The organism is Hydrogenophaga sp. (genome assembly GCF_026125825.1).
Taxonomy (GTDB): domain Bacteria; phylum Pseudomonadota; class Gammaproteobacteria; order Burkholderiales; family Burkholderiaceae_C; genus Hydrogenophaga.
Genome location: NZ_JAHCKK010000027.1, coordinates 17,962 through 42,274 on the forward strand (window position 1 = coordinate 17,962; position 24,313 = coordinate 42,274).

At 68.0% G+C, this 24,313-nt stretch carries 24 protein-coding genes and 1 pseudogene; 17 read left to right on the top strand and 8 right to left on the bottom strand.

The annotated features are described in order from the left end of the window. Positions 1-20 precede the first annotated feature (20 nt). From KIT86_RS11180 to aroC, 4 genes and pseudogenes are all read right to left on the bottom strand, one after another. Positions 21-932: a sugar phosphate isomerase/epimerase gene (locus KIT86_RS11180; RefSeq protein ID WP_297398299.1), complete on the bottom strand. Its 912-nt coding sequence runs from the start codon at positions 930-932 to the stop codon at positions 21-23. A 4-nt stretch (positions 933-936) separates the two neighbouring features. After that, positions 937-1,851: a 4-hydroxyphenylpyruvate dioxygenase gene (locus KIT86_RS11185; RefSeq protein ID WP_297398301.1), complete on the bottom strand. Its 915-nt coding sequence runs from the start codon at positions 1,849-1,851 to the stop codon at positions 937-939. Between the two features lie 157 nt (positions 1,852-2,008). Further along, positions 2,009-3,178 (bottom strand): annotated as a pseudogene (locus KIT86_RS11190) (MFS transporter); the annotation flags it as partial. A gap of 165 nt (positions 3,179-3,343) precedes the next feature. Further along, positions 3,344-4,444 carry a chorismate synthase gene (gene aroC / locus KIT86_RS11195; protein WP_297398303.1) on the bottom strand — a complete coding sequence of 367 codons (1,101 nt, stop codon included), beginning with the start codon at positions 4,442-4,444 and terminating at the stop codon, positions 3,344-3,346. Between the two features lie 144 nt (positions 4,445-4,588). Here aroC and KIT86_RS11200 point away from each other — a divergent pair, with 144 nt between their 5' ends. Next, the gene (locus KIT86_RS11200) at positions 4,589-5,011 is read left to right on the top strand and encodes a cupin domain-containing protein (RefSeq protein WP_297398305.1); all 423 of its coding nucleotides are present in this window, start codon (positions 4,589-4,591) and stop codon (positions 5,009-5,011) included. A gap of 63 nt (positions 5,012-5,074) precedes the next feature. Here KIT86_RS11200 and KIT86_RS11205 read toward each other — a convergent pair whose 3' ends face one another. Next, the gene (locus KIT86_RS11205) at positions 5,075-5,731 is read right to left on the bottom strand and encodes a glutathione S-transferase (RefSeq protein ID WP_297398307.1); all 657 of its coding nucleotides are present in this window, start codon (positions 5,729-5,731) and stop codon (positions 5,075-5,077) included. Between the two features lie 137 nt (positions 5,732-5,868). Between KIT86_RS11205 and KIT86_RS11210 the strand changes: the two genes are divergently transcribed. Next, entirely contained in the window at positions 5,869-7,080 is a 1,212-nt protein-coding gene (locus KIT86_RS11210) for a polyhydroxyalkanoate depolymerase (protein ID WP_297398309.1), read from the top strand. A 64-nt stretch (positions 7,081-7,144) separates the two neighbouring features. Here the strand turns inward: KIT86_RS11210 and KIT86_RS11215 are convergent, their stop codons facing one another. Further along, positions 7,145-7,612, bottom strand: coding sequence for a CBS domain-containing protein (locus KIT86_RS11215; RefSeq protein WP_291114768.1), 468 nt, complete (start codon positions 7,610-7,612; stop codon positions 7,145-7,147). 127 nt (positions 7,613-7,739) lie between these two features. Here KIT86_RS11215 and KIT86_RS11220 point away from each other — a divergent pair, with 127 nt between their 5' ends. Both KIT86_RS11220 and KIT86_RS11225 read left to right on the top strand, forming a co-directional pair. After that, positions 7,740-9,050: an O-acetylhomoserine aminocarboxypropyltransferase gene (locus KIT86_RS11220; RefSeq protein WP_297398313.1), complete on the top strand. Its 1,311-nt coding sequence runs from the start codon at positions 7,740-7,742 to the stop codon at positions 9,048-9,050. A gap of 2 nt (positions 9,051-9,052) precedes the next feature. Then, positions 9,053-9,871, top strand: a complete 819-nt coding sequence (locus KIT86_RS11225; RefSeq protein WP_297398316.1) for an alpha/beta hydrolase — start codon at positions 9,053-9,055, stop codon at positions 9,869-9,871. Between the two features lie 19 nt (positions 9,872-9,890). Here KIT86_RS11225 and KIT86_RS11230 read toward each other — a convergent pair whose 3' ends face one another. After that, a complete protein-coding gene (locus KIT86_RS11230; RefSeq protein WP_297398318.1) occupies positions 9,891-10,160 on the bottom strand; it encodes a hypothetical protein in 270 nt (89 codons plus the stop codon). 103 nt (positions 10,161-10,263) lie between these two features. Here KIT86_RS11230 and KIT86_RS11235 point away from each other — a divergent pair, with 103 nt between their 5' ends. Further along, positions 10,264-11,547 (top strand): cytochrome P450, encoded by a 1,284-nt coding sequence (locus KIT86_RS11235; RefSeq protein ID WP_297398320.1) that lies wholly within the window; start codon positions 10,264-10,266, stop codon positions 11,545-11,547. A 9-nt stretch (positions 11,548-11,556) separates the two neighbouring features. Here KIT86_RS11235 and KIT86_RS11240 read toward each other — a convergent pair whose 3' ends face one another. Beyond that, positions 11,557-12,846, bottom strand: coding sequence for a YihY family inner membrane protein (locus KIT86_RS11240; protein WP_297398323.1), 1,290 nt, complete (start codon positions 12,844-12,846; stop codon positions 11,557-11,559). A 49-nt stretch (positions 12,847-12,895) separates the two neighbouring features. Between KIT86_RS11240 and KIT86_RS11245 the strand changes: the two genes are divergently transcribed. From KIT86_RS11245 to KIT86_RS11300, 12 genes are all read left to right on the top strand, one after another. Next, positions 12,896-13,351, top strand: coding sequence for a DUF2069 domain-containing protein (locus KIT86_RS11245; RefSeq protein WP_297398325.1), 456 nt, complete (start codon positions 12,896-12,898; stop codon positions 13,349-13,351). Beyond that, positions 13,348-14,832 (top strand): FAD-binding oxidoreductase, encoded by a 1,485-nt coding sequence (locus tag KIT86_RS11250; RefSeq protein ID WP_297398327.1) that lies wholly within the window; start codon positions 13,348-13,350, stop codon positions 14,830-14,832. Before KIT86_RS11245 ends, KIT86_RS11250 begins: the two co-directional genes overlap by 4 nt. Continuing rightward, a complete protein-coding gene (locus tag KIT86_RS11255; protein WP_297398329.1) occupies positions 14,829-15,743 on the top strand; it encodes a lytic transglycosylase domain-containing protein in 915 nt (304 codons plus the stop codon). The genes KIT86_RS11250 and KIT86_RS11255 overlap by 4 nt, the downstream gene beginning before the upstream one ends. Before the next feature lie 162 nt (positions 15,744-15,905). After that, positions 15,906-17,438, top strand: coding sequence for a class I adenylate-forming enzyme family protein (locus KIT86_RS11260; RefSeq protein WP_297398331.1), 1,533 nt, complete (start codon positions 15,906-15,908; stop codon positions 17,436-17,438). Beyond that, positions 17,435-18,382 carry a fumarylacetoacetate hydrolase family protein gene (locus tag KIT86_RS11265; protein ID WP_297398334.1) on the top strand — a complete coding sequence of 316 codons (948 nt, stop codon included), beginning with the start codon at positions 17,435-17,437 and terminating at the stop codon, positions 18,380-18,382. The genes KIT86_RS11260 and KIT86_RS11265 overlap by 4 nt, the downstream gene beginning before the upstream one ends. A 36-nt stretch (positions 18,383-18,418) precedes the next feature. Beyond that, positions 18,419-19,366: an ABC transporter substrate-binding protein gene (locus KIT86_RS11270; protein ID WP_297398336.1), complete on the top strand. Its 948-nt coding sequence runs from the start codon at positions 18,419-18,421 to the stop codon at positions 19,364-19,366. 42 nt (positions 19,367-19,408) lie between these two features. After that, positions 19,409-20,353 carry an ABC transporter substrate-binding protein gene (locus tag KIT86_RS11275; RefSeq protein WP_297398339.1) on the top strand — a complete coding sequence of 315 codons (945 nt, stop codon included), beginning with the start codon at positions 19,409-19,411 and terminating at the stop codon, positions 20,351-20,353. Between the two features lie 40 nt (positions 20,354-20,393). After that, positions 20,394-21,164, top strand: a complete 771-nt coding sequence (locus tag KIT86_RS11280) for an ABC transporter ATP-binding protein (RefSeq protein WP_297398341.1) — start codon at positions 20,394-20,396, stop codon at positions 21,162-21,164. Position 21,165: 1 nt separating this feature from the next. Next, positions 21,166-21,942, top strand: coding sequence for an ABC transporter permease (locus KIT86_RS11285; RefSeq protein ID WP_297398344.1), 777 nt, complete (start codon positions 21,166-21,168; stop codon positions 21,940-21,942). After that, positions 21,939-22,703, top strand: a complete 765-nt coding sequence (locus KIT86_RS11290; RefSeq protein WP_297398346.1) for an ABC transporter permease — start codon at positions 21,939-21,941, stop codon at positions 22,701-22,703. The genes KIT86_RS11285 and KIT86_RS11290 overlap by 4 nt, the downstream gene beginning before the upstream one ends. 37 nt (positions 22,704-22,740) lie before the next feature. Then, complete coding sequence (locus KIT86_RS11295) at positions 22,741-23,748, top strand: MBL fold metallo-hydrolase (protein ID WP_297398348.1); 1,008 nt, start codon at positions 22,741-22,743, stop codon at positions 23,746-23,748. 34 nt (positions 23,749-23,782) lie between these two features. After that, positions 23,783-24,313: a cupin domain-containing protein gene (locus KIT86_RS11300; protein ID WP_297398350.1), complete on the top strand. Its 531-nt coding sequence runs from the start codon at positions 23,783-23,785 to the stop codon at positions 24,311-24,313.

A 24,313-nucleotide genomic window follows, 5' to 3' on the forward strand; every position in this document is an offset into this window, starting at 1 on the left:
GCGTGGGTCTGGGCGTTTCCTCAGGCCCTCAAGGTCTTCAGGCGCATCTGGTTGGGCAGTGGCATCGAGCGGCGCATCACGTCCTCGGCCAGCCACAGCGCCGAACGGCGCGCGCGCTCGGCCACCACCGGCAAGGGCATCTGCTGGTAGTCGTCGTTGAACACCTCGAAGCTGTAGTCGCCCTCATAGCCGAGCTTGTCCAGCTTGAGCACGAGCTCGGCCAGCTGCTCGCTGTGCACCCCCTCGCCGGGGAAGACGCGGAAGGTGCGCGCGGTCGTCATGCGTTCCTCGAAGGTCTTGGTCTCCTGCCACATGAAGTCGGCCAGCTGCACCAGGAAGATCTTGGCCGGATCGAGGTAGTCGATCTCTTCCAGCGAGGTCTTGGCCGCAAAGATGTGGAACGAATCGATGCCCAGGCCGAGGTTGGGGCAGTCGGCGCGGCAGACCACGTCCCAGGCGGTGGTGAACTCGTTGACCGTGCGGCCCCAGGACAGGCCTTCGTAGGCAATGCGGATGCCGAAAGGAACGGCCAGCATGGCGAGCTTGCGCAGGTCGCGCGCGATGTGGTCGAGGTCCTGCGAGGCATGCGCCGACGTGGAGGAACAGGCCAGCAGCACCTTGCAACCCAACGCGGCGCACATCTCGAGCATGCTCTTGGCGATGTCCACCTTGTAGTGGTGCAGGTGGCCCGAGAGGCCCTCGAAGTCGCGCAGCACCTGAAAGCCCGTGCCGCGCAGGCCGCTGTCCTTGACGGCCTGCACGGCCGCGCCCAGGCCGCCGGGGTGGCCGACCAGGTCGTTGGCCTTGAGCATCACCTGCGAGAAACCGGCGGCTTTCATGGCCGCCAGCTTGGCTTCGAGCGGGCCGGCCAGCGTGATGGTGTCCATGCCGAAGCCGCTGATGGCCTCGATGGAAGCACGGTTCGGGCTCATGGCCTCACTCCTTCTCACTGTGCACCAGCTCGAACACGACCGAGCCCAGGTAGGTCTTGCTGATGGCGCCGCGCTGCTCGGTGTGTGCGGCCTGGGTCTCGACGAACTCCACGCCGAGCGCGCGCAGCGCCTTGACGGCTTCGAGCACATCGGGCACACCCAGGCCGATGCGCTGCAGGCGCTCGTCGGCATCCACCACGTGCAGCTCGGGCTCGATGAGCTGGAGCATGAAGCGCTGCGAGGGGTCCAGTGCCGGCGTGCGCAGCAGCGTGCCCTTGGGCATGATGCCGAAGCGCTGCTCGTCGGGAATCAGCTCGGTGCCGAAGAGTTCTTCGTAGAACGCGATCCAGTCGTTGCTTCGCTCGGGACCGATGTACTGCACGACACCGAAGAAGTGGATGCCGGCGGTGGCCGGCGGGTGCTGGTCCACCGAGGGGATGGGCACGAAGTCCACGTCGTAGATCGAGAAGTCCTTGTAGCGGTCCACGAAGTAGATGCGGCTGCCGCCCGCGCCGTGGATGGCGGGGATGTTGAGCTCCATCACCTCTGCGTGCGTGGGCACCGACCAGGCGCCGCGCTCCAGCACGTAGTGGTAGGCCGCGCGCGCATCGCGCACGCGCAGGGCCATGGCGGAGATCGAGGGCACCTCGCTGCCGTGGCCAGCGCCCTTGGCGTCCACCGGGTTGGCGTTGACGACCACATTGAGCCCGCCCTGGCGGTACAACAGCACCTCGCGCGACCGGTGGCGCGCGACAGGGCGAAACCCCATCATCTCCAGCACCTGGCCCAGCGCCTGCGGCTTGCTGGTGGCGTATTCGATGAACTCGATGCCGTCCAGGCCCAGCGGGTTGGCCGCGTCGCTGAAAGAGGCTTGCAGAGGCTCGCGGCCCTCCTGTGGGTTGAGCAGGAAATCACTCATGTCGACAACTCCGGGGATTCAGAAAACGGAACAGGCAGGCCGAGGCCCAGCCCGCACTTTAGGGGCCCAGCTCAGGCATGACCAGCTTTTGCACCCATCAGGTGTTCGATATTCGCACGGCTTCGTTCGATAAACGATCCATGCAGGGGTTTTTGGTTCACCCCGGCGGCACGGCTGCCGTCAGAGCCCGGGCCCGCAGCGCGCAGGCGGTGGCCACGAGCGCGAGCAGGGCCGACAGCCAGAACACGCTGGAGAGGCCGAAGGCCGAGCTGAGCAGGCCACCACTGATCCCGCCCACCACGCCCGGCAGGCCATAGCCCACCACCGTGTACAGCGCCTGGCCGCGCCCGCGCAGGCGGCCGGGGAAATGGTGGGACAGCATGGCAATGCACACCGTGTGGTGCGCAGCGAAGGTGATGGCGTGCAGGGCCTGCGCCAGCAGCAGCACGGGCCACAGTGGCGCGAAGCCGGCGGTCAGGCCCATGCGCAGCGACATCAGTGCCGCAGCCAGCACCAGCCAGCCCGAGAGCGAGAGCAGGGGCAGCCAGCGGCCCTGGGTGAAGAACCAGCCGATCTCGATCACCACCGACAGCGCCCACATCAGGCCGATCACGGTCTTGCTGTAGCCCAGCGAATCCAGGTAAAGCGAGAAGAACACGTACACGAAGATGTGGGCGAGCACGTGGAAGAACACGGCGGCGAAAAACCAGCGCACCGGCGGCTGGCGCAGCACCGGCCACACGCCAGACTGCGGCGATGGCGTGGCGTGGGCCGGCTCACGGAAGTCGGGCAGCATCCAGGCACTGAGGGCCACGGCGGCGAGCGTGCCCAGCGTCCAGGCTGGAAAGTGCACCAGGCCGAAGCGCTCGAACCACAGGCCCGCGGCGACCACGGTGACCAGGAAGCCCAGCGAGCCCCACAGGCGCACGCGGCCGTAGCGCTTCGCGTCAAAGGCGCCGTGCTGGCTGACCAGGTGGGCCAGCGCGGCCTCGCTCATGGGCATCATGCCGCTGGTGTGGCTGAACATGAGCAGCAGCACCACGAACAGCACCACACCGCCTGCGTCGAACCACAGGCCCAGCGAAAGCAGCAGCGCGGCGGTGGCGCCAAAGCGCAGCAGGCGCACGCGCTCGCCGGTGCGGTCGCTCAGCGAGCCCCACAGGTAGGGCGCGAACAGGCGCGTGGCCGACTGCACCGAGGTCAGAACGCTGATGGCAATCAGGCCGAAGCCCAACTCTTTGAGCCAGAGCGGCAAATAGGGGTTGAAAAACCCGATGTGGGCGAAATAGCTCGCGGAGAGCGCGGCAAAAGGGAGAAGGCCCCCACGCCGCGCCGCTGCGCGGCTCGCTGCCCCCCGAGGGGGCTGATCCGCCTTGGGGCGGCCCGGCGGCGGATTGTTGCCCCCACGCTGCGCCGCTGCGCGGCTTGCTGCCCCCCGAGGGGGCTGATCCGCCTTGGGGCGGCCCGGCGGCGGATCGTTCGCCAAGGAGGCTCAGCCGCGCGCCTGGGCCGCGATGTCGGGCGTGGGCAGTTGCACGTCGCCGCATTGCGCGCGGTGCAGCAGCGCATGGTCCATCACCACCAGGGCCAGCAGGGCCTCGGCGATGGGGGTGGCGCGAATGCCCACGCAGGGGTCGTGGCGGCCTTTGGTGATGACCTCGGTGGGCTGGCCAGCCGTGTCGATGGTCTCGCGCGGGATCAGGATGGAGCTGGTCGGCTTGATCGCGATCTGCACCTCCAGGTCCTGCCCGGTGCTGATGCCGCCGAGCACGCCGCCGGCGTTGTTGCCCTTGAAACCCTCGGGCGTGAGGCTGTCGCCGTGCGTGCTGCCCCGGTGCGCCACGCTGGCGAAGCCCGCGCCGATCTCCACGCCCTTGACGGCGTTGAGGCCGAGCATGGCGTAGGCGATGTCGGCATCGAGCCGGTCGTACAGCGGCTGGCCCAGGCCCACAGGCATGCCCTGCGCGGTCACCCGCAGGCGCGCGCCGCAGGAGTCGCCGCTCTTGCGCAGCTCGTTCATGTACGCCTCGATGGCCGACACATCGGCCACCGGGGCGAAGAAGGGGTTATGCGGCACGTGGTCCCAGCTCTCGAACGGGATGGTCAGCTCGCCGACCTGCGTCATGTGACCGCGGAAGGTGGTGCCGTAGCGCTCCTTGAGCCACTTCCTGGCAACCGCACCGGCGGCGACGGTGGGCGCGGTCAGGCGCGCCGAGCTGCGCCCGCCCCCGCGCGGGTCGCGAATGCCGTACTTCTGCCAGTAGGTGTAGTCGGCGTGGCCGGGGCGGAAGGTCTGCAGGATGTTGCCGTAGTCCTTGCTGCGCTGGTCGGTGTTGCGGATCAGCAAGGCGATGGGGGTGCCGGTGGTCTTGCCTTCGTACACGCCGCTGAGGATTTCGACGGTGTCGGGCTCGTTGCGCTGGGTGACGAATTTGCTGGTGCCGGGGCGGCGGCGGTCGAGCTCGCCCTGGATGTCGGCTTCGCTCAAGGCCATGCCGGGCGGGCAGCCGTCGATCACGCAGCCAATGGCCGGGCCGTGGGATTCACCGAAGTTGGTGACGCAAAACAGGGTGCCGAAGGTGTTGCCGCTCATAAGAGGGCGATTATCCCTGAGGCAGGCTGGTGCGCCGGCGGGCCAGTCTGGTGCATGGCGGGTGCCCGGGCGCACAGGAACATTTTGTGCTTTGTGCTGCAGCGCAGCAGATGCTTGCTGTTCATCCCCAGAAAGGAGCGTTCCATGCTTGATCGAACCGCCACCCTGTTCTCTCACCTCAAGGGCGACGAAGGCGACTATGTAAGTGGTGGCCTGCGCGATTTTTTCCTCTACCGGGACCTGGGGATCGCCCAGGCCACGCATGGCAAGGTGATTGCGCACCTGGTGAAAGCGAATCTGCCGCCGGAGGAAGGCACGGGCTGGCACCGGCACGAGGCGGACTTCCAGATCGTGATCATGCTCAAGGGCTGGGCCCGTTTCATGTACGAGGACCAGGAAACGCTGGTGGAGGCCGGCGACTGCGTGCACCAGCGGCCCGGCATCCGGCACTACCTGTTCGACTATTCGCCTGACATGGAATACCTGGAGATCGTGTCTCCGGCGGACTTCAAGTCGATCGATGTGGAGCCGGTCTGTGAGATTCCCAAGCCCACGCCCTGGGCGTGAACAGGCCCTCCTGCAGGCCCTGCCTCGGGCCCCGCGAGGCCGGGGCATGACGGCCACGAACGCCTAGAACTCGGCGTCCAGTTCGTCGATGTCGTCGGGCTCGGCCTCGGCCGCCGCCACCCATTCCTTCATGGCGGGCAGGGCCATGATGGTGTCGCAGTACGCCACGCAGGCCGGGCTGATCGCCACCTGGTAGGTGATGAAACGGGTCACCACCGGCGCGAACATCGCATCGGCCATGCAGGGCTTTTCGCCGAACAGATAAGGCCCGCCATACGTCTGCAGGCACTCGTTCCAGATGGTCTCGATGCGATCGATGTCGGTCTGCGCGCGCGACCACAGCTTGAAATTCGGAAACGAGGCCTTGATGTTCATCGGCAACGAGGAGCGCATTGCCGAGAAGCCCGAGTGCATCTCGCCACAGATCGCCCGGCAATGCGCCCGGGCCGCCCGGTCCGCCGGCAGCAGGCCCGCCTTGGGCTTGACCTCGTTGAGGTACTCGCCAATCGCCAGCGTGTCCCACACATGGATGCCCTCGTGCTCCAGCGCCGGCACCCGCATCGAGGCCGAGAGCAGCAGCATCTCGGCTTTCATCGCCGGATCGTCCGGCGAAATCACGTTCTCGGTGAACTCCAGCTTCGCCATGCGCGCCATCAGCCAGCCCCGCAAGGCCCAGGCGCCGTAGTTCTTGCTGCTGATCGTGAGTACCGCTTTGGCCATGGACATGCTCCTCTTGGGCCCCTCCTCACAGCAAGGCCTGTGCCATCGCTGTGCGCCGGGTGCGCACCGCGCCGGTGCAACGCCCTGCTGGCCCGCAACTTGCCTTCGATGCGACACGTTGTCCCAGGAAAGAAACCATGCTGTATCAGGCCTACCAATTCCAGTCCGACCTGATCTCGCCCCTGCGCATGGCCGCGCAGCACCTGAGCGCTGCGCTCTGGCTGCGGGAAACCGAAGGCAGCGTGATGCGCAAGCTGGCCGCCGCCTGCGACGTGGTCTCGCGCCTGCGCCTGACCCACACGCGCCCGCCGTACCAGATCCACGGCGTGGCAGTGGGCGACGGCGAATACCCCGTCACCGAAGAGGCCGTGCTCACCCTGCCCTTCGGCACCCTGCTTCGCTTTCGCAAGGATGGCGCCGAACCCCAGCCCAAGGTGCTGCTGGTCGCGCCCCTCTCGGGCCACTTTGCCACGCTGCTGCGCGAGACCGCGCGCACCCTGCTGCAGGACCACGACGTCTACATCACCGATTGGCACAACGCGCGCGACGTCCCGCTGCGCCATGGCGCGTTCTCGCTCGACGACTACATCAGCTACATGATCCGCTTCACCGAGGCCGTGGGCCCTGGCAGCCACATGGTGGCGGTGTGCCAGCCCTGCGTGGCCGCGCTGGCCGCCACGGCCATCATGGCCGAGGACGACAACCCGGCCCAGCCGCGCAGCCTCACGCTGATGGCCGGCCCGGTGGACTGCCGCGTCAACCCCACCGAAGTGAACAAGCTCGCCACCAGCAAGCCCATCGACTGGTTCGAGAGGAACCTGATCAGCCACGTGCCCTTCCCGCACGCCGGCATGATGCGCCGCGTCTACCCGGGCTTCGTGCAGCTCACCGCCTTCATGAGCATGAACCCGGAGCGCCACAAGCAATCCTTCCGCCACATCTACGACCACCTGCTGGCCGGGCGCACCGAAGAGGCCGGCGTGATCCAGGCGTTCTACGAGGAGTACCTCGCGGTCAATGACCTGCCGGCCGAGTTCTACCTGGAGACGGTGGAGAAGGTGTTCCAGACCTACGACCTGCCGCGCGGCGTGCTGACCTGGAACGGCCGCACCGTGAACCCCGCGGCGATCCGCCGCACCGCGCTGATGACGGTCGAAGGCGAGCGCGACGACATCTGCTCGGTGGGCCAGACCGTGGCCGCGCAGGACCTGTGCCGCAGCGTGCGGCCCTACATGAAGACGCACCACGTGCAGACCGGGGTGGGCCACTACGGCGTGTTCAGCGGTCGGCGCTGGAACCAGCAGATCTACCCGCGCGTGCGCGACATGATCCACGCCAGTTCGGACTGAAGCTGCGTGCGCCCCATGAAAAACGCCCCGGCGGGCGGGGCGTTCCGGTGGGAAGCGCGGGGCTTCAGGGGAAGTTCGGCTCGTTCTTGCTCGACTCTTCCTCGGGCCAGTCGCGAATGTAGGCCTTGAGCATCTTGTTCTCGAAGTTCTGGCTGTCCACCACGGCCTTGGCCACGTCGTAGAAGCTGATCACGCCCATGAGCATCTTGTTGTCCATCACCGGCATGTAGCGGGTGTGGCGCTCCAGCATCATGGGGCGCACCTGCTCCAGTTCGGTCTGCGGCGTGCAGGTCATGGGGTGGTCGTCCATCACGGTGCGCACCGTGCGACCGCCCAGCGATCCCCCGTTCTTGGCCAGCGTGTGGATGACTTCGCGGAAGGTCAACATGCCCACCAGGTCGCCGTGTTCGATCACGGCCAGCGAGCCAATGTCGAACTGCGACATGGTCTCGATCGCGCGCTCCAGCGTTTCCTGGGGCTGGACGGTGTACAGCGTGCCTCCCTTGACGCGCAGGATATCGCTGACTTTCATGGCTGTGCTCCTCAATTCTGGTGTGTCCCCCATGGGGCAGGGGTGCTGACAATATAGCCCACAATACAAATCAAAACCACTGCGCGCGCCCGTGGCCGCCGCAACGCCAGCACCATCAGGAGACCCTATGTCCGGCTACGCCGATCCCGGCTTCGACACCCTCGCGCTGCACGCGGGCGCCTCCCCCGACCCCACCACCGGCGCGCGCGCCGTGCCCATCCACCTCACGACTTCGTTCGTCTTCGAGTCCAGCGACCACGCCGCCGCCCTCTTCAACCTGGAGCGCGCGGGCCACGTGTACAGCCGCATCAGCAACCCGACCAACGCCGTCTTGGAGCAGCGCATGGCCGCGCTGGAGGGCGGCATCGGCGCCATCGCCACCGCCAGCGGCCAGGCCGCGCTGCACCTGGCCGTGGCCACGCTGATGGGCGCGGGCTCGCACATCGTGGCCAGCACGGCGCTGTATGGCGGCAGCCAGAACCTGCTGCACTACACGATGCGCCGTTTCGGCATCGAGACCACCTTCGTCAAACCGGGCGACATCGACGGCTGGCGCGCGGCCGTGCGGCCCAACACCAAGCTGTTCTTCGGCGAGACCGTGGGCAACCCGGGCCTGGACGTGCTGGACATCCCCACCGTCGCGCAGATCGCGCACGAGGCCGGCGCGCCCCTGCTGGTGGACTCGACCCTGACAACGCCGTACCTCGTCAAACCGTTCGAGCTGGGCGCCGACATCGTCTACCACTCGGCCACCAAGTTCCTCAGCGGCCACGGCACTGTCATCGGTGGCGTGGTGGTCGACGCGGGCAGTTTCGACTGGGAGAAGTCGGGCAAATTCCCCGAGCTCACCGAGGCCTACGAAGGCTTTCACAACATGGTGTTCAGCGAGGAGAGCACCGTGGGCGCCTTCCTGCTGCGCGCGCGCCGCGAGGGCCTGCGCGATTTCGGCGCCTGCATGAGCCCGCACAGCGCCTGGCTGATCCTGCAGGGCATCGAGACGCTGTCGCTGCGCATGGACCGCCACATGGGCAACACCGAGAAGGTGGTGCAATTCCTCGCCAGCCACCCGCTGGTGGGCCGTGTGGGCCACCCGCTGCTGGAGAGCCACCCCAGCCACGCGCTGGCCGGGAAACTGCTGCGCTTTGGCGCCAAAGGCGCGGGCTCGGTGTTCAGCTTCGACATCAAAGGCAGCCGCGCCCAGGGCAAGGCCTTCATCGAGGCGCTCAAGATCTTCAGCCACCTGGCCAACGTGGGCGACTGCCGTTCGCTGGTGATCCACCCGGCCAGCACCACGCATTTCCGCATGAGCGATGAGGCGCTGGCCGCTGGCGGCATCGGCCCGGGCACGATCCGCCTGTCCATCGGCCTGGAGGACCCGGACGATCTCATCGACGACCTCAAGCGCGCGCTCAAGGCGGCCGAGAAAGCGGGGGCCTGAGCATGTACCTGCAAGTCAATGGCGCCAGCACCTACTGCTACACCGGCGGCAAGCCGTTCGATGCCGCCAAGCCCACCGTGGTCTTCATCCATGGCGTGATCAACGACCACAGCGTGTGGATCCTTCAGAGCCGCTACCTGGCCCACCATGGCTGGAATGTGCTGGCGGTGGACCTGCCCGGCCACTGCAAGAGCGAAGGTGACGCCCCCGCCTCGGTGGAAGAAGCCGCCGGCTTCGTGGCCGCCCTGCTCGACGCCGCAGGCGTGCAGAAGGCCGCGCTGGTGGGCCACAGCTGGGGTTCGCTGATCGCGCTCGAATCGGCCGCGCGCCTCAAGGAGCGCGTGAGCCACCTGGTGCTGGTGGGCACGGCCTATCCCATGAAGGTGTCACCCGCGCTGATCGAGGCGTCGCTCAACGAGCCCGAGAAGGCGCTCACGATGGTGAATGTGTTCAGCCGCAGCACCCTGGCCGCGCCGCCCTCCGCGCTCGGCCCGGGCACCTGGGTCTACGGTTCGAGCATGGCGCTGGGCCGGCGCGTGCTGCGCAGCAACGCCCGGGTCAACGTGTTCCACCGCGGCTTCGTGGCCTGTGACCGCTATGCCGGCGGCGAAGAGGCCATGGCGCAGATCACCTGCCCGGTGCTGTTCGTGCTCGGCGGGCAGGACCAGATGACGAACCCCAAGGCCGCCCAGTTGCTGGTGCAGACCGCGCGCACGGCGGGCAAGGCGGTGAGCATCGCCACGCTGCCGGTGGGCCACCACCAGATGACCGAAACGCCCGACGCCACGCTCTTCGCGATCCGCGATTTCCTGAACCGCTGAAGCGCCGCCCTCCTGGCGGCTACTTCACGCACTGCAGCTGGCCGGTGTCCTTGCCGCCACTTGGCGGCACGCTCATCACGCAGGACATGCCGCCGCAGACGCAGTGCACGAGGCGGGTGCCGCCCGACACCACGGACGTGGGCGCCGAGCACTGGCAGGCCGGCGCTTCCATGATGTTCTTGGACTGGGCCGAGGCCTGGCGCAGCGGCACTGCCGCCACCAGAGAGACGACCAGCAGGAAGAGCAGGATCGCAGCGATCAGCACGCCGCGCAGGGGACGCTGGGACATGGCAACTCCTCAGGTGAACAGGGGCGCGATCCATGCTACGCCGCCGCCTCGGGATTGCAAGCCCATTTCGTCCATGCCCTGGCGCTGCCACAATGCGCACACCATGACGCCCCCGATCACGCCGCCCATGACCGCCGCCCGCGCACAGGAGATCGCCGAGCACTTCGACCTGCGCGCCCTGCCCGCCGACTTCCTCGCCAACCCGTACCCGGTGTACGCCGCGCTGCGGGAACACCAGCCGGTGCGGCGCATGCCCGACGGCTCGGTGTTCCTCACGCGCTGCGCCGATCTGATGGCGGTGTACCGCGACGCGCAGGCCTTCAGCTCCGACAAGCACGTGGAGTTCGCGCCCAAGTACGGCGCGGACTCGGCCCTGTTCGAGCACCACACCACCAGCCTGGTGTTCAACGACCCGCCGCTGCACACCCGCGTGCGCCGGCTCATCATGGGCGCACTCACGCGCCGCGCGATCGCCGAGATGGAGCCCGGCCTGATCATGCTGGTGGACCAGCTGCTCGACGAGCTGGACGCGCGCGGTGGCGGCGACCTGATCGAGGATTTCGCCTCGGCCATTCCGGTGGAGATCATCGGCAACCTGCTGGACGTGCCGCACGCGGACCGGGGCCCGCTGCGCGCCTGGTCGCTCGCGATCCTGGGCGCGTTGGAACCCACCCTCACGCCCCAGCAGCAGGCCAGCGGCAACCGGGCTGTGACCGAAATGACGGCCTACCTGCGCAGACTGGTGGCCGCGCGCCGCCAGCGACCGGGCGACCCGGAGCGCGACGTGCTCACCCGCCTCATTCAGGGCGAGACCGACGGCGAGCAACTCAGCGAGGTGGAGCTGCTGCAGAACTGCATCTTCCTGCTCAATGCCGGCCACGAGACCACCACCAACCTGATCGGCAACGGCCTGATCTCGCTCCAGGAGTTCCCCGAGGCCCGCGCGGGCCTGCTGCGCGACCTGCAGGCCGCAGCGGGCGATGCCGCCGCCGAGGAGGCCGTGCTCAGCCGTGCGGTGGATGAATTCCTGCGCTTCGAGTCGTCGAACCAGCTCGGCAACCGGCGCGCGGTCCAGGACACGCAGGTGGGCGGCGTGGACCTGCCGGCCGGCACGCTGGTGACGCTGTGCATCGGCGCGGCCAACCGCGACCCGGCGCAGTTCGCCGACCCCGAGGTGTTGAACCTCGCTCGCGAAGGCAACAAGCACCTGGCGTTCGGTTTCGGTATTCACCAGTGCGCGGGCCTGAGCCTGGCGCGGCTGGAGGGACGCATCGCCATCGGGCGCTTCCTGCGGCGTTTCCCCGGCTACCGGCTGACCGAGGCGCCCACGCGCGGCGGGCGGGCGCGGTTCCGCGGATTTCTGCGCGCGCCGTTTGCCGCGGCCTGAGGGCAGGCCTCAGCCCGACGCGATCGAGGCCTCCCCCACCACCTCGCTCGAACCGCCGGGCAGGGCCGGCGTGGTCGAGATGGCCTGCGCCACCGAGAGGTCCATCCAGCGGCTCTCGGACCAGAAGCGCGCGGTGTGTGGCTGGTGCGCGAGCAGCAGCCGCTCCACCAGCGGCGCCACCGGCGTCATGGCCGGGTCGATCAGCAGCACGTAGCGCTCGCCGTCTTCATCGAGCCGGCCCAGCCAGTCCAGCCTGACCATCACCGCCACCGATTCCTCCAGCTGCAGCGCATCCACCCGCAGCACCTGGGCCAGGGCCTCCAGGCTCAGGCCCTTGGGCGCGGTGTCGCGCGCCACGTTCAGCTGCTCCAGCACCTCCAGCGCGAGCTGGAAACTCCAGCCTGGCGTGTCGCTGCGCCGCGCAATGCCCGAGAGCAGGCTGGGCAGATAGGCCGCAACCACCGCCCCCAGCAGCACGATCACCCAGGCCACGTAGAACCACACCAGCAGGATCGGCACGGTGGCGAAGGTGCCGTAAACGACCGAGTAGGTGGGCACCTGGGTCAGGTACCACGCCAGCACCTTCTTGGCCAGCTCCAGCCCCACGCCGACGAACAGGGCGCCCGAAAGCGCGTGGCTCCAGCGCACCCGGGTGTTGGGCACGTAGCGGTAGAGCGCGGCCAGGCCGCCGGTGAGCAGCACGAACTGGGAGGCATCGAGCAGGAATCGCACGCCCCCCGGCAGGCCCGAGACCACGCCGCGCGAGGCCGTGACGGCGTAGGACGTGGCCGCCAGGCTGCCCGCCAGCAGCAGCGGACCCAGGGTGAGCACGGCCCAGTACACCAGCACGCGCTGCGTCAGCGAACGGGGCTGGCGCACGCGCCAGATGTCGTTGAGCTTGCGGTCGATGGTCAGGATCAGGGCCAGCGCCGTCACCAGCAGCACCAGCGCGCCAGCCCAGCCCATCTGGCCGGCCTTGCTGGCGAACTGGTTGAGGTAGCTGAACACCTGCTTGGCGATGTCCGGCGGCACCAGGCTCTGCACCAGCCAGCGCTGCAGGGTGACCTGCAGGCGATCGAACATCGGGAAGGCGCTGAAGATCGCCAGCGCGACGGTGAACAGCGGCACCAGCGAGATGGTGGTGGTGAAGGTCAGCGAGCTGGCGGTGATGCCCAGCCGGTCCTCGCGGAAGCGCTCGCGCAGCGTCAGTGCCGTGGTGCGCCACGGGAATTTCAGGGCGTCGCGCCACAACGCGCGCGCCAGGGTTTCAAGGGCCCGCAGGCGCTCTTTGAGGGTCATCCCGGTATCATGCCACCTGCCCTCCCGCCCCTGTCCCCCCAGCTCCTCCATGCCCTCTTCTGCCCCGCTTTCCAGCGCCCTGGACACCCCTTTTGCCGTGCGCGGCACCCGCTGGCTCGCCGTGGGCAGCCTGCTGGGCCTCATCCTGCTCGGCCTGGCGTGGGAGCTGTGGCTCGCGCCGCTGCGCGAAGGAGGCTCCTGGTGGGCCATCAAGGTGTTGCCGCTGACCGTGCCGCTGGCCGGCCTGTTGAAGAACCGCATGTACACCTACCGCTGGGTCAGCCTGCTGGTGTGGCTGTATTTCACCGAGGGCGCGGTGCGCGCCACCAGCGAGTCCGGCACCTCGATGTGGCTGGCCTGGCTGCAGGTGCTGCTGTGCATCGCCCTTTTCGCGGCTTGCGCACTGCATGTGCGCATGCGCCTGCGCGCCGCCGGCAAGGAAGCCGTGGCCGCCGATGTGGCCAGTTCGACCGCCGCGGCCGAATCCCGCGTGGCCCAGCCATGAGCACCGCGCCAGGCCGCTCCCCAGCCAGCTTGCCGGGAGAAGAAGCGCCAGCGGCCGCCACCTTGCTGGAGGCGCTGCGCGCGGCCGTGGGGCCGGCCCAGGTGCTCACACACGAAGACCCGGCCGCCGACCTCTCCGCGTGGGAAAACGACTGGCGCAAGCGCGCGCAGGGCCGCGCGCTTGCCGTGGTGCGCCCGGGCAGCACGGCCGAGGTGGCCGCCGTGGTGCGCGCCTGCGCGCGCGCCGGCGCGGCCATCGTGCCCCAGGGCGGCAACACCGGCCTGGTGGTGGGCTCGGTGCCCGATGGGTCCGGCACCCAGGTGGTGCTCAGCCTGACTCGCATGAACGCCGTGCGCGCCATCGATGGGGCCAACCTCACCATGACGGTGGAGGCGGGGTGCGTGCTGCAGTCGCTGCAGGAAGCGGCCGAGAACGCCGGCTTTCTGTTTCCCCTGAGCCTGGCGGCCGAGGGCAGCTGCACGATCGGCGGCAATCTGGCCACCAACGCTGGCGGCACCCAGGTGGTGCGCTACGGCAACGCGCGCGAACTCTGCCTGGGCCTGGAGGTGGTGACCGCGCAGGGCGAGGTCTGGCAGGGCCTCACCGGCTTGCGCAAGGACAACACCGGCTACGACTTGCGCGATCTGTTCATTGGCAGCGAGGGCACGCTGGGCGTGATCACCGCGGCCACGCTCAAGCTCTACCCGCTGCCCGCGGCCCAGCTCACCGCCTGGGCCGCCGTGCCCACCCTGGACGCTGCCGTGGCGCTGCTGGGCCTGGCGCACCAGCACCTGGGCGCCGGCCTGACCGGCTTCGAGGTGATGGGCCAGTTCGCCTTGAGCCTGGTCGACCGCCATTTCCCCGACCTGCGGGTGCCACTCTGGAAAGAGAGCCCCTATTGCGTGCTGCTGGAGAACAGCGACAGCGAGTCCGAGGAGCATGCGCGCGCCCAGTTCGAGCGCCTGCTGGAGACCGCCTTCGAGCAGGGCCTGGTGAGCGACGCGGTGGTGGCCGAGAGCATTTCGCAGGCGCGCGGCCTGTGGCACATCCGGGAGAGCATTCCGCTGGCCCAGGCCGAGGAGGGTCTGAACATCAAGCACGACATCAGCATCCCGGTCTCGCGCATCCCCGCCTTCTGCGCCGAGACCGACGCTTTGCTGCAGCGCGAGATGCCCGGCGTTCGCCTGGTGAACTTTGGCCACCTGGGCGACGGCAACCTGCACTACAACGTGCAGGCGCCGGCCGGTGGAGATGCCAAAAAATTCCTGAATGAGCAGGAAACGCGCGTGAACACCCTGGTTTTCGACGCGGTGGCGCGCTACGATGGGTCGATCAGTGCCGAACACGGCGTGGGCAGCCTCAAGGTCACCCACCTGCCGCACTACAAGGACCCGGTTGCCCTGGGCCTGATGCGCGCCATCAAGCAGGCGCTCGATCCTCAACACCTCCTGAACCCTGGCCGCGTGCTCACCTCGCCATGAACCTCCGCCGCCCCGTCCGCTTGCTGCTCGTGTGCGCACTGGCCGCCACGGGCTGGGCGCACGCGGTCGAGGCCAGCCAGCGGCAGGCCTGGCGGGAGCAGGCGCTGGCCTACGAACACGGCGAGGGCGTGGCGCGCGACACCCACGCCGCGATCGCGCTCTATTGCCGCGCCGCGCTGGCGGGGGACGCAGTCTCGGCCTACAACCTGGGCTGGCTCTACGCCAATGGCCGCGGCACACCACGGAACGACGGCTATGCCGCCCACTGGTTCGCGCGCGCGGCCCTGCTGGGCGATGCCCAGGCCGAGGCGATGTTCAAGCGCCTGGATACGCCGGCCGACAAGCCCGACTGCGTGCTGCAGGCCGAGCGGGCTGAGCAGCAACGCGCCGAGCAGGAACGGCTCAGCGCCGAAGCCGACGCGGTGGTCACGCGTTACCGCGACTGGGTCAACACGCCCGAGCAGCAGCGCATCATGAAGATCGTCTACAAGCTCGCGCCGCAATTCGGCATCGAGCCCGGCCTGGCCTTCGCCGTGATCAAGGCGGAGTCCAATTTCAATGTGCACGCCCTGTCGGACAAGAACGCCCAGGGCCTGATGCAGCTCATCCCCGAAACCGCCGCGCGCTTCCGGGTGAACAAGCCCTTCGACCCCGAGCAGAACATCCGCGGTGGCCTGTCGTACCTGCAGTGGCTGCTGGCGTACTTCAAGGGCAATGTGTCGCTGGTGCTGGCCGCCTACAACGCGGGCGAAGGCACGGTGGACCGCTACCGCGGCGTGCCGCCCTTCCCCGAAACGCAGGGCTACATCAAGCGCATCCAGCAGATCTTCGCCCTGCAGCAGCACCCCTTTGACGAGCGCATCACCGCGCCGTCGCCGGCCTTGCCCGGCATCGCGTCCGTGCGCCCCTGAGCGGCCGCCGGGCAGGCCTTGCGAGCGCGGCGCGCGCTCGGATCAGTAGTAACCCCATGAGGTAGTCCTACGACTATCGGGCGCCCAGGCGCGTTCCTAGAATTTTCGAATCACAAGCCATGCGCCACAGCACCCGGGCATGGTCACAGGAGACGAAGCTTCATGAACATCGCGCAGCTGCTCGTGCGTTCGGCCCGAACCTTCCCCGACCGGGATGCCGTGTTGCTGGGTGCGCGTGTGTGCTGCGACTACCGGGAGCTGGCGCGCCGCGCCGCCACGCTGGGCACCAGCCTGTCGCGCCGCCTGGGCCTGCAGCCCGGCGAACGCGTCGCCCTGCTGCTGCACAACTGCCCGCAGTACCTGGAGGTGCTGTACGGGGCCTGGTTTGCCGGCCTGGTGGTGGTGCCGATCAACCACAAACTGCATGCGCGCGAGGTCGAGTACATCCTGGCCGACAGCGGCGCGCGCGCACTGTTCACCTCGGCCGACCTGGGCACGGACCTGCAAACCGACCCGGCGGTCGCCATCGACGTGAACGGCGCCGGCTACCTGTCCCTGCTCGCGGACGACACCATGGCACCGGTGCACCGCGCGCCCGAAGACATCGCCTGGCTGTTCTACACCTCGGGCACGACCGGCCGCCCCAAGGGCGTGATGCAGACCCACCGCAACCTGCTCTCGATGACGCTGTGCTATTTCGCCGACGTGGACACGGTGCGGCCGGACGACGCGAGCCTGTATGCCGCGCCGATGTCGCACGGCGCCGGTCTCTACAACATCCCGCACGTGCTGGCCGGCGCGCGCCACGTGATCCCCGAGTCCGGCGGTTTCGACCCCGACGAGATCCTCGCGCTGGCCCGCGAGTTGCGCGATGTCTCGATGTTCGCGGCCCCCACCATGGTCAAGCGGCTGGTCGAAAGCGCGCTGGCGCGCGGCCTGGATGGCGACGGCATCAAGACCATCGTCTATGGCGGGGGCCCGATGTACGCCGCCGACATCCAGCAGGCCATTGCCGTGATGGGCCCGCGCTTCGTGCAGATCTACGGCCAGGGCGAGTGCCCCATGGCCATCACCGCGCTGTCGCGGCAACACCTGGCCGATCTCGGCCATCCGCGCCACGCGCAGCGCATGGCCTCCGTCGGCGTGGCCCAGAGCAGCGTGGAGATCCGCATCGCGCAACCCGACGGAACCGCCCTGCCTTGCGGCGAAACCGGGGAAATCCTGGTGCGCGGCGACCCGGTGATGCCGGGCTACTGGGGCAACGCGGCAGCCACGGCCCAGACCTTGCGCGACGGCTGGCTGCACACCGGCGACATCGGCGAAATCGATGCCGACGGCTTCCTCTCGCTCAAGGACCGCTCCAAGGACCTGATCATCAGCGGCGGCTCCAACATCTACCCGCGCGAGGTCGAGGAGGTGCTGCTGCGCCATCCCGGCGTGCGCGAAGTCGCCGTGATCGGCCGCCCGCACAGCGAGTGGGGCGAGGAGGTGCTGGCCTGCGTCGTCGCACGCCCCGGCCACGCGCTGGACACGAGCGAGCTCGACGCGCTCTGCCTCGCCAGCATCGCGCGTTTCAAGCGCCCGCGCCGGTACCTGCTGCTCGACGAATTGCCCAAGAACAGCTACGGCAAAGTGCTCAAGACCGCTCTGCGGGACCTGGGCGATTCCCCCAAAGACAGGAGACCCCTTCCATGAAACTGGTCACGTTCGATCTTCCCGGCGGCCAACGCCACATCGGCGCGATGCTCGCGGGCGAGCAGCGCCTGGTGGACTTCACCGCGTCTTCGGCCTCGCCCGCCATGCGCGACATGCTGGCCCTGATCGACGGCGGCGAGGCCGCGCTCCAGGAAGCCCGGCAATGGCTGGACAAGGCCGCCGTCACGCATGCGCTTGCCGACGTGACGCTGGCCGCGCCACTGCCCGAACCGCGCCAGATGCGCGACTTCCTGTGCTTCGAGAAGCACTTCCGGCAGGCGCGCGCCAACCGCCACCTCTTCGGCGCCACCGACAGCGAACGCGACCCGGCCAAGGTGGAGATTCCACCCATCTGGTACGAGGAGCCGATCTACTACAAGTGCAACCGCTTCTCGGTGGTGGGCACGGGCACGGACATCGTCAACCCCGCGTACTGCCAGATGCTGGACTACGAACTCGAGTTCGCCGCCATCCTGGGCAAGGGTGGCAAAAACATCCGCAAGGAAGACGCGCGCTCGCACATCTTCGGCTACCTGATCTTCAACGACGTGAGCGCGCGCGACCAGCAGATGCGCGAGATGGGCGGCACGCTCGGCCCCACCAAGGGCAAGGACTTCGACACCGGCAACGTGCTCGGCCCGTGGCTGGTCACAGCCGACGAGGTCGGCAATCCCTACGACCTGACCATGGTCGCGCGCGTCAATGGCGAGGAGTGGTCGCGCGGCAACAGCGGCGAGATGCACCACCGTTTCGAAGACGTGCTGGTCCACGCCTCGCGCGACGAGACGCTGCACGCAGGCGAGTTCTTCGGCTCAGGAACGGTCGGCAGCGGATGCGGACTGGAACTGGGCCGTTTCCTGAAACACGGCGATGTCGTCGAGCTGGAGGTTCAGAAGCTCGGCGTGCTCAAGAACCGTGTGGTGTTCCGTCACGACAGCCCGTGACGGCGTTCCCTCCCTAAAACCCTCTGGAGACAAGCCATGCACACCTTTATCACGACCCTGCGTTCCCTTGTGCGCCCCCTGGCGGTGGCCACGCTGCTGAGTGCGGCGGCGGCCCCCGTCTGGGCCCAGAAGATCGTGTTCGGTTTCTCGGCGTCCACCGCCTTTGCCAATGCCTTTGTCGCGGCCAACGAGGGCATCTTCAAAAAGCACGGTCTGGACGTGGAGATGAAACTGGTCCCCAACTCGGCGACCACGCCGGCCGCCCTGATGGCGGGCAGCCTGCAGATCGCCACGCCGACCGCGCCCAACACCATGCAGGCCGTCGAGCAGGGGCTGGATCTGGTGGTGCTGGCGGGCGGGGGCTACTACACCAAGGGCATGGAAGACGTGGCCATCATGGTGCGTCCCGACAGCCCCATCAAGACCGCCAAGGACTTCGAGGGCAAGCGGGTGTCCACCCCGGGGCTCAACGCCTTCCTGCACGTGCTGTTCCGCAAATGGATGGCCGAGAACGGCGGCGACTACAAGAAGGTGACCTTCACCGAGAACGCGTTCGCGCAGTCCGTGGACGTGCTGCGCAACGGCCAGGTCGACGGCATCCTCGCGGTGCAGCCCTTCCTCTCGCGTGCGCAGGAGACCGGTGCCGGCCGCGTGGTCGCCTACTACATCGCCGCGCTGGAAGGCGAAGTGCAGTCGGGCTGGCACGTCGCCAGCCGCAAGTGGGCCGATGCCAACCCCAAGCAGGTCGCGGCCTTCCGCGCCGCCATCGAGGAAGCTTCGGCCCTGGCCCAGAAAGACCCTGGCGTGGTGCGCAAGGCCAACCTGGTCTACATCCCCTTCCCGCCCGAGGTGCAGGCCAAGTTCCCCGACCCGAAGTTCCGCCCGGTCATCACGCCCGAGGTGGTGCAGAACTGGAACAAGATCATGATGGATCAGGACATGCTCAAGAAGCCGATCGACCCGGCCAAGCTGATCTACAAGTGACGCCGGTTGGCTCCAGCCCATTCATCGCATCGGAGAACCACCATGTCGCGATTCCCTCCTCGACGCGCCTGGCAGCGCCTGCTCCTGGCCCTGCTGATCGGTGCGGCCAGCGCGGCGCCCGCCCTGGCCCAGAAGATCGTCTACGGCTACTCGGGCGCCGCGGTCTTCGGCAACGCCTTCGTCGCCGCCAACGAAGGCATCTTCAAGCGCAACGGCCTCGATGTGGAGATGAAGCTGGTGCCGAACTCGGCCACCACGCCAGCGGCCCTCATGGCCGGCAGTCTTCAGATCGCCACGCCCACGGCCCCCAACACATTGCAGGCCGTGGACTCGGGCATCGATCTGGTGGTGCTGGCCGGAGGCGGCTACTACACCAAGGGCATGGAAGACATCGGCGTGATCGTCAGGCCGGATGGCCCGATCAAGACCGCCAAGGACTTTGAGGGCAAGCGGGTTTCCACGCCGGGCCTCAACGCCTTCCTGCACGTGCTGTTTCGCAAGTGGATGAGCGAGAACGGCGGCGATCCGAAGAAGGTGACGTACACCGAGAATGCGTTCGCCACGTCGCTGGACGTGCTGCGCTCCGGCCAGGTGGACGCCGTGCTCACCGGCAGCCCTTACCTGGGCCGTGCCGTCGAAACGAAGATCGGGCGCGTGGTGTCGTACTACATCAGCGAGCTCGAAGGCGACACGCAGTCCGGGTGGCACGTGGCCACGCGCAAGTGGGTGAACGAGAACCCCGCCCAGGCCGCCGCCTTCAAGAAATCCATCGACGAAGCCACGGCGCTGGCGGCCAGAGACCCCTCCGTGGTGCGCAAGGCGATGCTGGTGTACATCCCCGTGCCGCCCGAAGTGCAGGCCCAGTTCATCGACCCGAAGTTCAAGGCGGTGATCACCCCCGAGGTGGTCACCAAATGGAACTCCATCCTGATGGAGCAGGACATGCTCAAGAAGCCGGTCGATCCGGCCAGGCTGCTCTACAAGTGACGCGCGCCCTCTTCCCACCCGGACCACAAGACCTCAACGCATGAGCCAAGCCATCGCCCCCATCCTGTCCGTCAGCGGGCTGGACTTCACCGTCGGTTCCCTCAACATCCTGAAAGACATCTCGCTCACGGTGCATGAAAAGGAGTTCGTCTGCATCGTCGGCGCCTCGGGCTGCGGCAAGACCACCTTGCTGCGCCTGATGGGCGGCCTGCTCAGCCCCACCGAGGGCCAGGTGCTGTACCGGGGCCGCGCGATCGACGGGCCCGACCCCGAGCTCGCGGTGGTGTTCCAGGACTACGGACGCGCCCTGCTGCCGTGGCGCACCGTGGCCGGCAACGTGGAGCTGGCGCTCGAAGCGCGCCGTGTGCCCAAGGACGAGCGCGCGCCCATCATCCGCGACATGCTGGAACGGGTCGGCCTGGCCGAGCGCGCCGACGCCTACCCGATCCAGCTCTCCGGCGGCATGCAGCAACGCCTGCAGATCGCGCGCTGCATGGCGCAGGCGCCGCAGGTGCTGCTGATGGACGAGCCCTTCGGCGCGCTCGACGCGATGACGCGCCAGACGCTGCAGGACGAAGTGGCCCGCCTGTGCGCCGACGCAGGCGTGACGGTGGTGTTCATCACGCACGACCTGGAGGAGGCGATCTACCTGGGCGACCGGGTGATCTCCATGGACAAGCACCCGGGTCGCCTGTCGGAGACGCTGACCATCGAGCTGGAGCGGCCTCGCAACCAGCTCACCACCAGGGAAGACGCCCGCTTCCTGGCCTATCGCCACCGCCTGTTCAACCTCCTGCCACCGGGGCACTGAGATGAATGCAACCCTGGTGCGCGTGTTCAAAGGGGTGCTGTTCCCGGCGGCGGTCCTGATCTTCTGGGAGTTCGCGGCCCGCTCCGGGCTGCTCAAGGCCGAGAGCCTGTCGTCCCCGATCGCGATCTTCCGCGCGGCGGTGGGTGTGGTCGTCGATGGCAGCCTGTTCAAGGCGGCCCTGGAGACTTTCGGCGGCGCCGTGGGCGGCCTGGTCGTCGGGGCCACAGCGGGCATCCTGGTCGGCGTGGCCTTCGGTCTCTCGCGCAGCCTGTCGCAGCTGATGCGCGTGTCCACCGAGGCGCTGCGGCCCATTCCCTCGGTGGCGCTGATCCCGCTGGCGCTGCTGATTCACGGCTACGGCTTCCAGATGGAGAGCAGCATCGTGGCCTTCTCGTGCTTCTGGCCGCTGCTCATCATCACCGAAAGCGCGGTGCGCGGCATCGAACCGCGCCTGCTGGAGGTGGCGCGCATGCTCAACCTGAGCCTGCGCGAGCGCGTGACCAAGATTGTGTTGCCCGCCGCGCTGCCGCGCATCTTCGTCGGCCTTCGGCTGGCGGCCGCGGTCTCGCTGGTGGTGGCGGTCACGGTGGAGATCACGGCCAACCCGATGGGCCTGGGCTACGCGCTCATCGTCGCGCAAGAGAGCATGCGGCCCGATCGCGTGTTCGCCTTCATCGGCTGGATCGGCCTGATCGGGTGGGCACTCAATGCCTCGCTGCTGCGCGCGCAGCAGCGCTGGTTCGGGCGCATGGGCAACTGGGCGGAGCAATCGTCATGAAAAGAGAGCATGGTGTCCTGATGTGGTTCGCCAGCCTGGGCGTGCTCGCTGCGTTGGTCGGCCTGTGGCAACTCGCCGCGCACCTGGAACTGGTGTCGCCGGTGTTCTTCCCGGCGCCGCTGCGCAGCTTCGAGTCGCTGTGGGACCAGATGGGCACGGCGGACTTCTGGCTCGCGTTTCGCGAGACGCTGCGGCGCATGGTGCTGGGCTTCGTGACCGCCTCGGTCGCGGGCGTCGCACTGGGTGCGGCGATCGGCCTCTCGCCCCGGGTGCGGGCCTATGTGGAGCCCACGCTGGAGCTGATCCGCCCCCTGCCCGCCTCGGCCATGATCCCGGTCTTCGTTCTGCTGATCGGCCTGAACGACCGCATGATCGTCACCGCGATCGCCTTCTCTTCCCTCTGGCCGGTGCTGCTCAACACCGTGCACGGCTTCAAGACCATCGAGCCGCGGCTGGTGGAGGTCGCGCGCATCCTGCACCTCTCGCGGCTGGAGATGGTCTGGAAGATCGCCCTGCCCAACGCGCTGCCCGACATCTTCGCGGGCCTTCGGCTGGCCCTGACGGTGTCGCTCATCCTCGCGGTGGTGGCCGAGATGCTGGCCGGCACCGTCGGCCTGGGCCAGAACATCACGCTGGCCGCGCGCTCGTTCCGCAGCGCAGACCTCTACGCCGGGATCATCGTCCTTGGCGCGGTCGGCTACGTGTCCAACATCCTGCTTCAACGCGCCGAACAGCACCTGCTGCGCTGGCGCACGCCCTGAACCCGGCATCACCCACCCCCACCACAGGAGACACACCATGAAATGGCAATACACCAAGGGACTGCACGACATCGGCAACGGCAATTACGCCTGGCTGCTGCCCGACGGCACCTGGGGCTGGAGCAACGCGGGCCTGGTGACCGACAGCGGCGAGTCGCTGCTGGTCGACACCCTGTTCGACCTCAAGCTCACGCGCGAGATGCTGCATGCCATGCGCAACGCCGTGCCCGAGGCCAAGGAGATCGCGCAGGTGGTCAACACCCACGCCAACGGCGATCACTACTTCGGCAACCAGCTGGTGGCCGACTCGGAGATCATCGTCTCGCAGGCCTGCGCCGAAGAGATGCTGGCCCACCCGCCCCAGGCCCTGATCGACCGCTTCCGCAACTACAAGGAACTCGGCGACGGCGGCGAATTCCTCATGAAGGCGATGGGCCGCGTGTTCGATTTCCGCGGCATCGTCTACACCCCACCCACCAAGACCTTCAGTGGCGAGATCGACCTCAAGGTGGGCAACAAGACGGTGAAGCTGGTCGAGGTCGGCCCGGCCCACACCAAGGGCGATGTGCTCGCCTACATCCCCGAGGACAAGATCGTCTACACCGGCGACATCCTGTTCAACGGCGGCCACCCCATCGTGTGGGCAGGCCCGGTGGACAACTGGATCCGCGCCTGCGACCTCATGCTGGGCTGGGACGTGGAGGTGGTGGTGCCCGGCCACGGCCCGATCACCGACAAGACGGGGGTGCGCGCGCTCAAGCACTACCTGGAGTACGTCAAGGCCGAGGCGCGCAAGCGCTACGACCAGGGCATGACGCTGGAACAGGCCGTGGACGACATCTCGCTGCGCGAGTTCAACTCCTGGACCGACGCGGAGCGCATCTACGTCACCGTCAACAACCTGTACCAGGAGTTCAGCGGCGACACCTCGCCACCGGACACCATCAAGCTCTTCGGACTCATGGCGCACTACGAAGAGCGCCAGCGCCGGCTGCATGGCAACGTGATCGGTTGCGGCCCCAACTGCAACCACGCCAAACACTGACCCTTTCAGAACCACTTTCACAGGAGACACACACATGGCCTGGAGAATCCGCCGCGTCGTGACCGGGCACGATGCCCAGGGTCGCTCGACCTTCATCATGGATGGCCTCGCGCCCAACATCAAGGAAATGGCGTCCATGCCGGGCGTTGCCTTGACCGACCTGTGGGAAACCACCACCGCACCGGCGGACAACACCGGCACGGCGGACGCCGCCGCGCGCCCGGTCAAGCTCGAGCCGCCGCAGGTGGGCAGCATTCTGCGCATCGTGGAGTTCCCGCCCGACACCATGTGGCAGGGCGCCGACGCGGCCAAGGCCTTCGAGTCCATCGGCGCGGGGCACGCGCCCGACGCCCATTCGGACGACCCCATGCGCCACAAGACCAGCACCATCGACTACATCGTGGTGCTCAAGGGCGAGATCTACGCCATCCTCGACACGGGCGAGACGCTGCTCAAGGCCGGGGACGTGCTGGTGCAGCGCGGGACCATGCACTCCTGGAGCGTGCGCGGCACCGAGCCCTGCATCGTGGCGGCCATCCTCATCGGGGCCACGCCGCACGCCTGA

Coding starts and splice junctions, on each gene's coding strand:
- KIT86_RS11180 (WP_297398299.1), bottom strand. CDS start 932: ATGAGCCCGAACCGTGCTTCCATCGAGGCCATCAGCGGCTTCGGCATG.
- KIT86_RS11185 (WP_297398301.1), bottom strand. CDS start 1,851: ATGAGTGATTTCCTGCTCAACCCACAGGAGGGCCGCGAGCCTCTGCAA.
- aroC (WP_297398303.1), bottom strand. CDS start 4,444: ATGAGCGGCAACACCTTCGGCACCCTGTTTTGCGTCACCAACTTCGGT.
- KIT86_RS11200 (WP_297398305.1), top strand. CDS start 4,589: ATGCTTGATCGAACCGCCACCCTGTTCTCTCACCTCAAGGGCGACGAA.
- KIT86_RS11205 (WP_297398307.1), bottom strand. CDS start 5,731: ATGGCCAAAGCGGTACTCACGATCAGCAGCAAGAACTACGGCGCCTGG.
- KIT86_RS11210 (WP_297398309.1), top strand. CDS start 5,869: ATGCTGTATCAGGCCTACCAATTCCAGTCCGACCTGATCTCGCCCCTG.
- KIT86_RS11215 (WP_291114768.1), bottom strand. CDS start 7,612: ATGAAAGTCAGCGATATCCTGCGCGTCAAGGGAGGCACGCTGTACACC.
- KIT86_RS11220 (WP_297398313.1), top strand. CDS start 7,740: ATGTCCGGCTACGCCGATCCCGGCTTCGACACCCTCGCGCTGCACGCG.
- KIT86_RS11225 (WP_297398316.1), top strand. CDS start 9,053: ATGTACCTGCAAGTCAATGGCGCCAGCACCTACTGCTACACCGGCGGC.
- KIT86_RS11230 (WP_297398318.1), bottom strand. CDS start 10,160: ATGTCCCAGCGTCCCCTGCGCGGCGTGCTGATCGCTGCGATCCTGCTC.
- KIT86_RS11235 (WP_297398320.1), top strand. CDS start 10,264: ATGACGCCCCCGATCACGCCGCCCATGACCGCCGCCCGCGCACAGGAG.
- KIT86_RS11240 (WP_297398323.1), bottom strand. CDS start 12,846: ATGACCCTCAAAGAGCGCCTGCGGGCCCTTGAAACCCTGGCGCGCGCG.
- KIT86_RS11245 (WP_297398325.1), top strand. CDS start 12,896: ATGCCCTCTTCTGCCCCGCTTTCCAGCGCCCTGGACACCCCTTTTGCC.
- KIT86_RS11250 (WP_297398327.1), top strand. CDS start 13,348: ATGAGCACCGCGCCAGGCCGCTCCCCAGCCAGCTTGCCGGGAGAAGAA.
- KIT86_RS11255 (WP_297398329.1), top strand. CDS start 14,829: ATGAACCTCCGCCGCCCCGTCCGCTTGCTGCTCGTGTGCGCACTGGCC.
- KIT86_RS11260 (WP_297398331.1), top strand. CDS start 15,906: ATGAACATCGCGCAGCTGCTCGTGCGTTCGGCCCGAACCTTCCCCGAC.
- KIT86_RS11265 (WP_297398334.1), top strand. CDS start 17,435: ATGAAACTGGTCACGTTCGATCTTCCCGGCGGCCAACGCCACATCGGC.
- KIT86_RS11270 (WP_297398336.1), top strand. CDS start 18,419: ATGCACACCTTTATCACGACCCTGCGTTCCCTTGTGCGCCCCCTGGCG.
- KIT86_RS11275 (WP_297398339.1), top strand. CDS start 19,409: ATGTCGCGATTCCCTCCTCGACGCGCCTGGCAGCGCCTGCTCCTGGCC.
- KIT86_RS11280 (WP_297398341.1), top strand. CDS start 20,394: ATGAGCCAAGCCATCGCCCCCATCCTGTCCGTCAGCGGGCTGGACTTC.
- KIT86_RS11285 (WP_297398344.1), top strand. CDS start 21,166: ATGAATGCAACCCTGGTGCGCGTGTTCAAAGGGGTGCTGTTCCCGGCG.
- KIT86_RS11290 (WP_297398346.1), top strand. CDS start 21,939: ATGAAAAGAGAGCATGGTGTCCTGATGTGGTTCGCCAGCCTGGGCGTG.
- KIT86_RS11295 (WP_297398348.1), top strand. CDS start 22,741: ATGAAATGGCAATACACCAAGGGACTGCACGACATCGGCAACGGCAAT.
- KIT86_RS11300 (WP_297398350.1), top strand. CDS start 23,783: ATGGCCTGGAGAATCCGCCGCGTCGTGACCGGGCACGATGCCCAGGGT.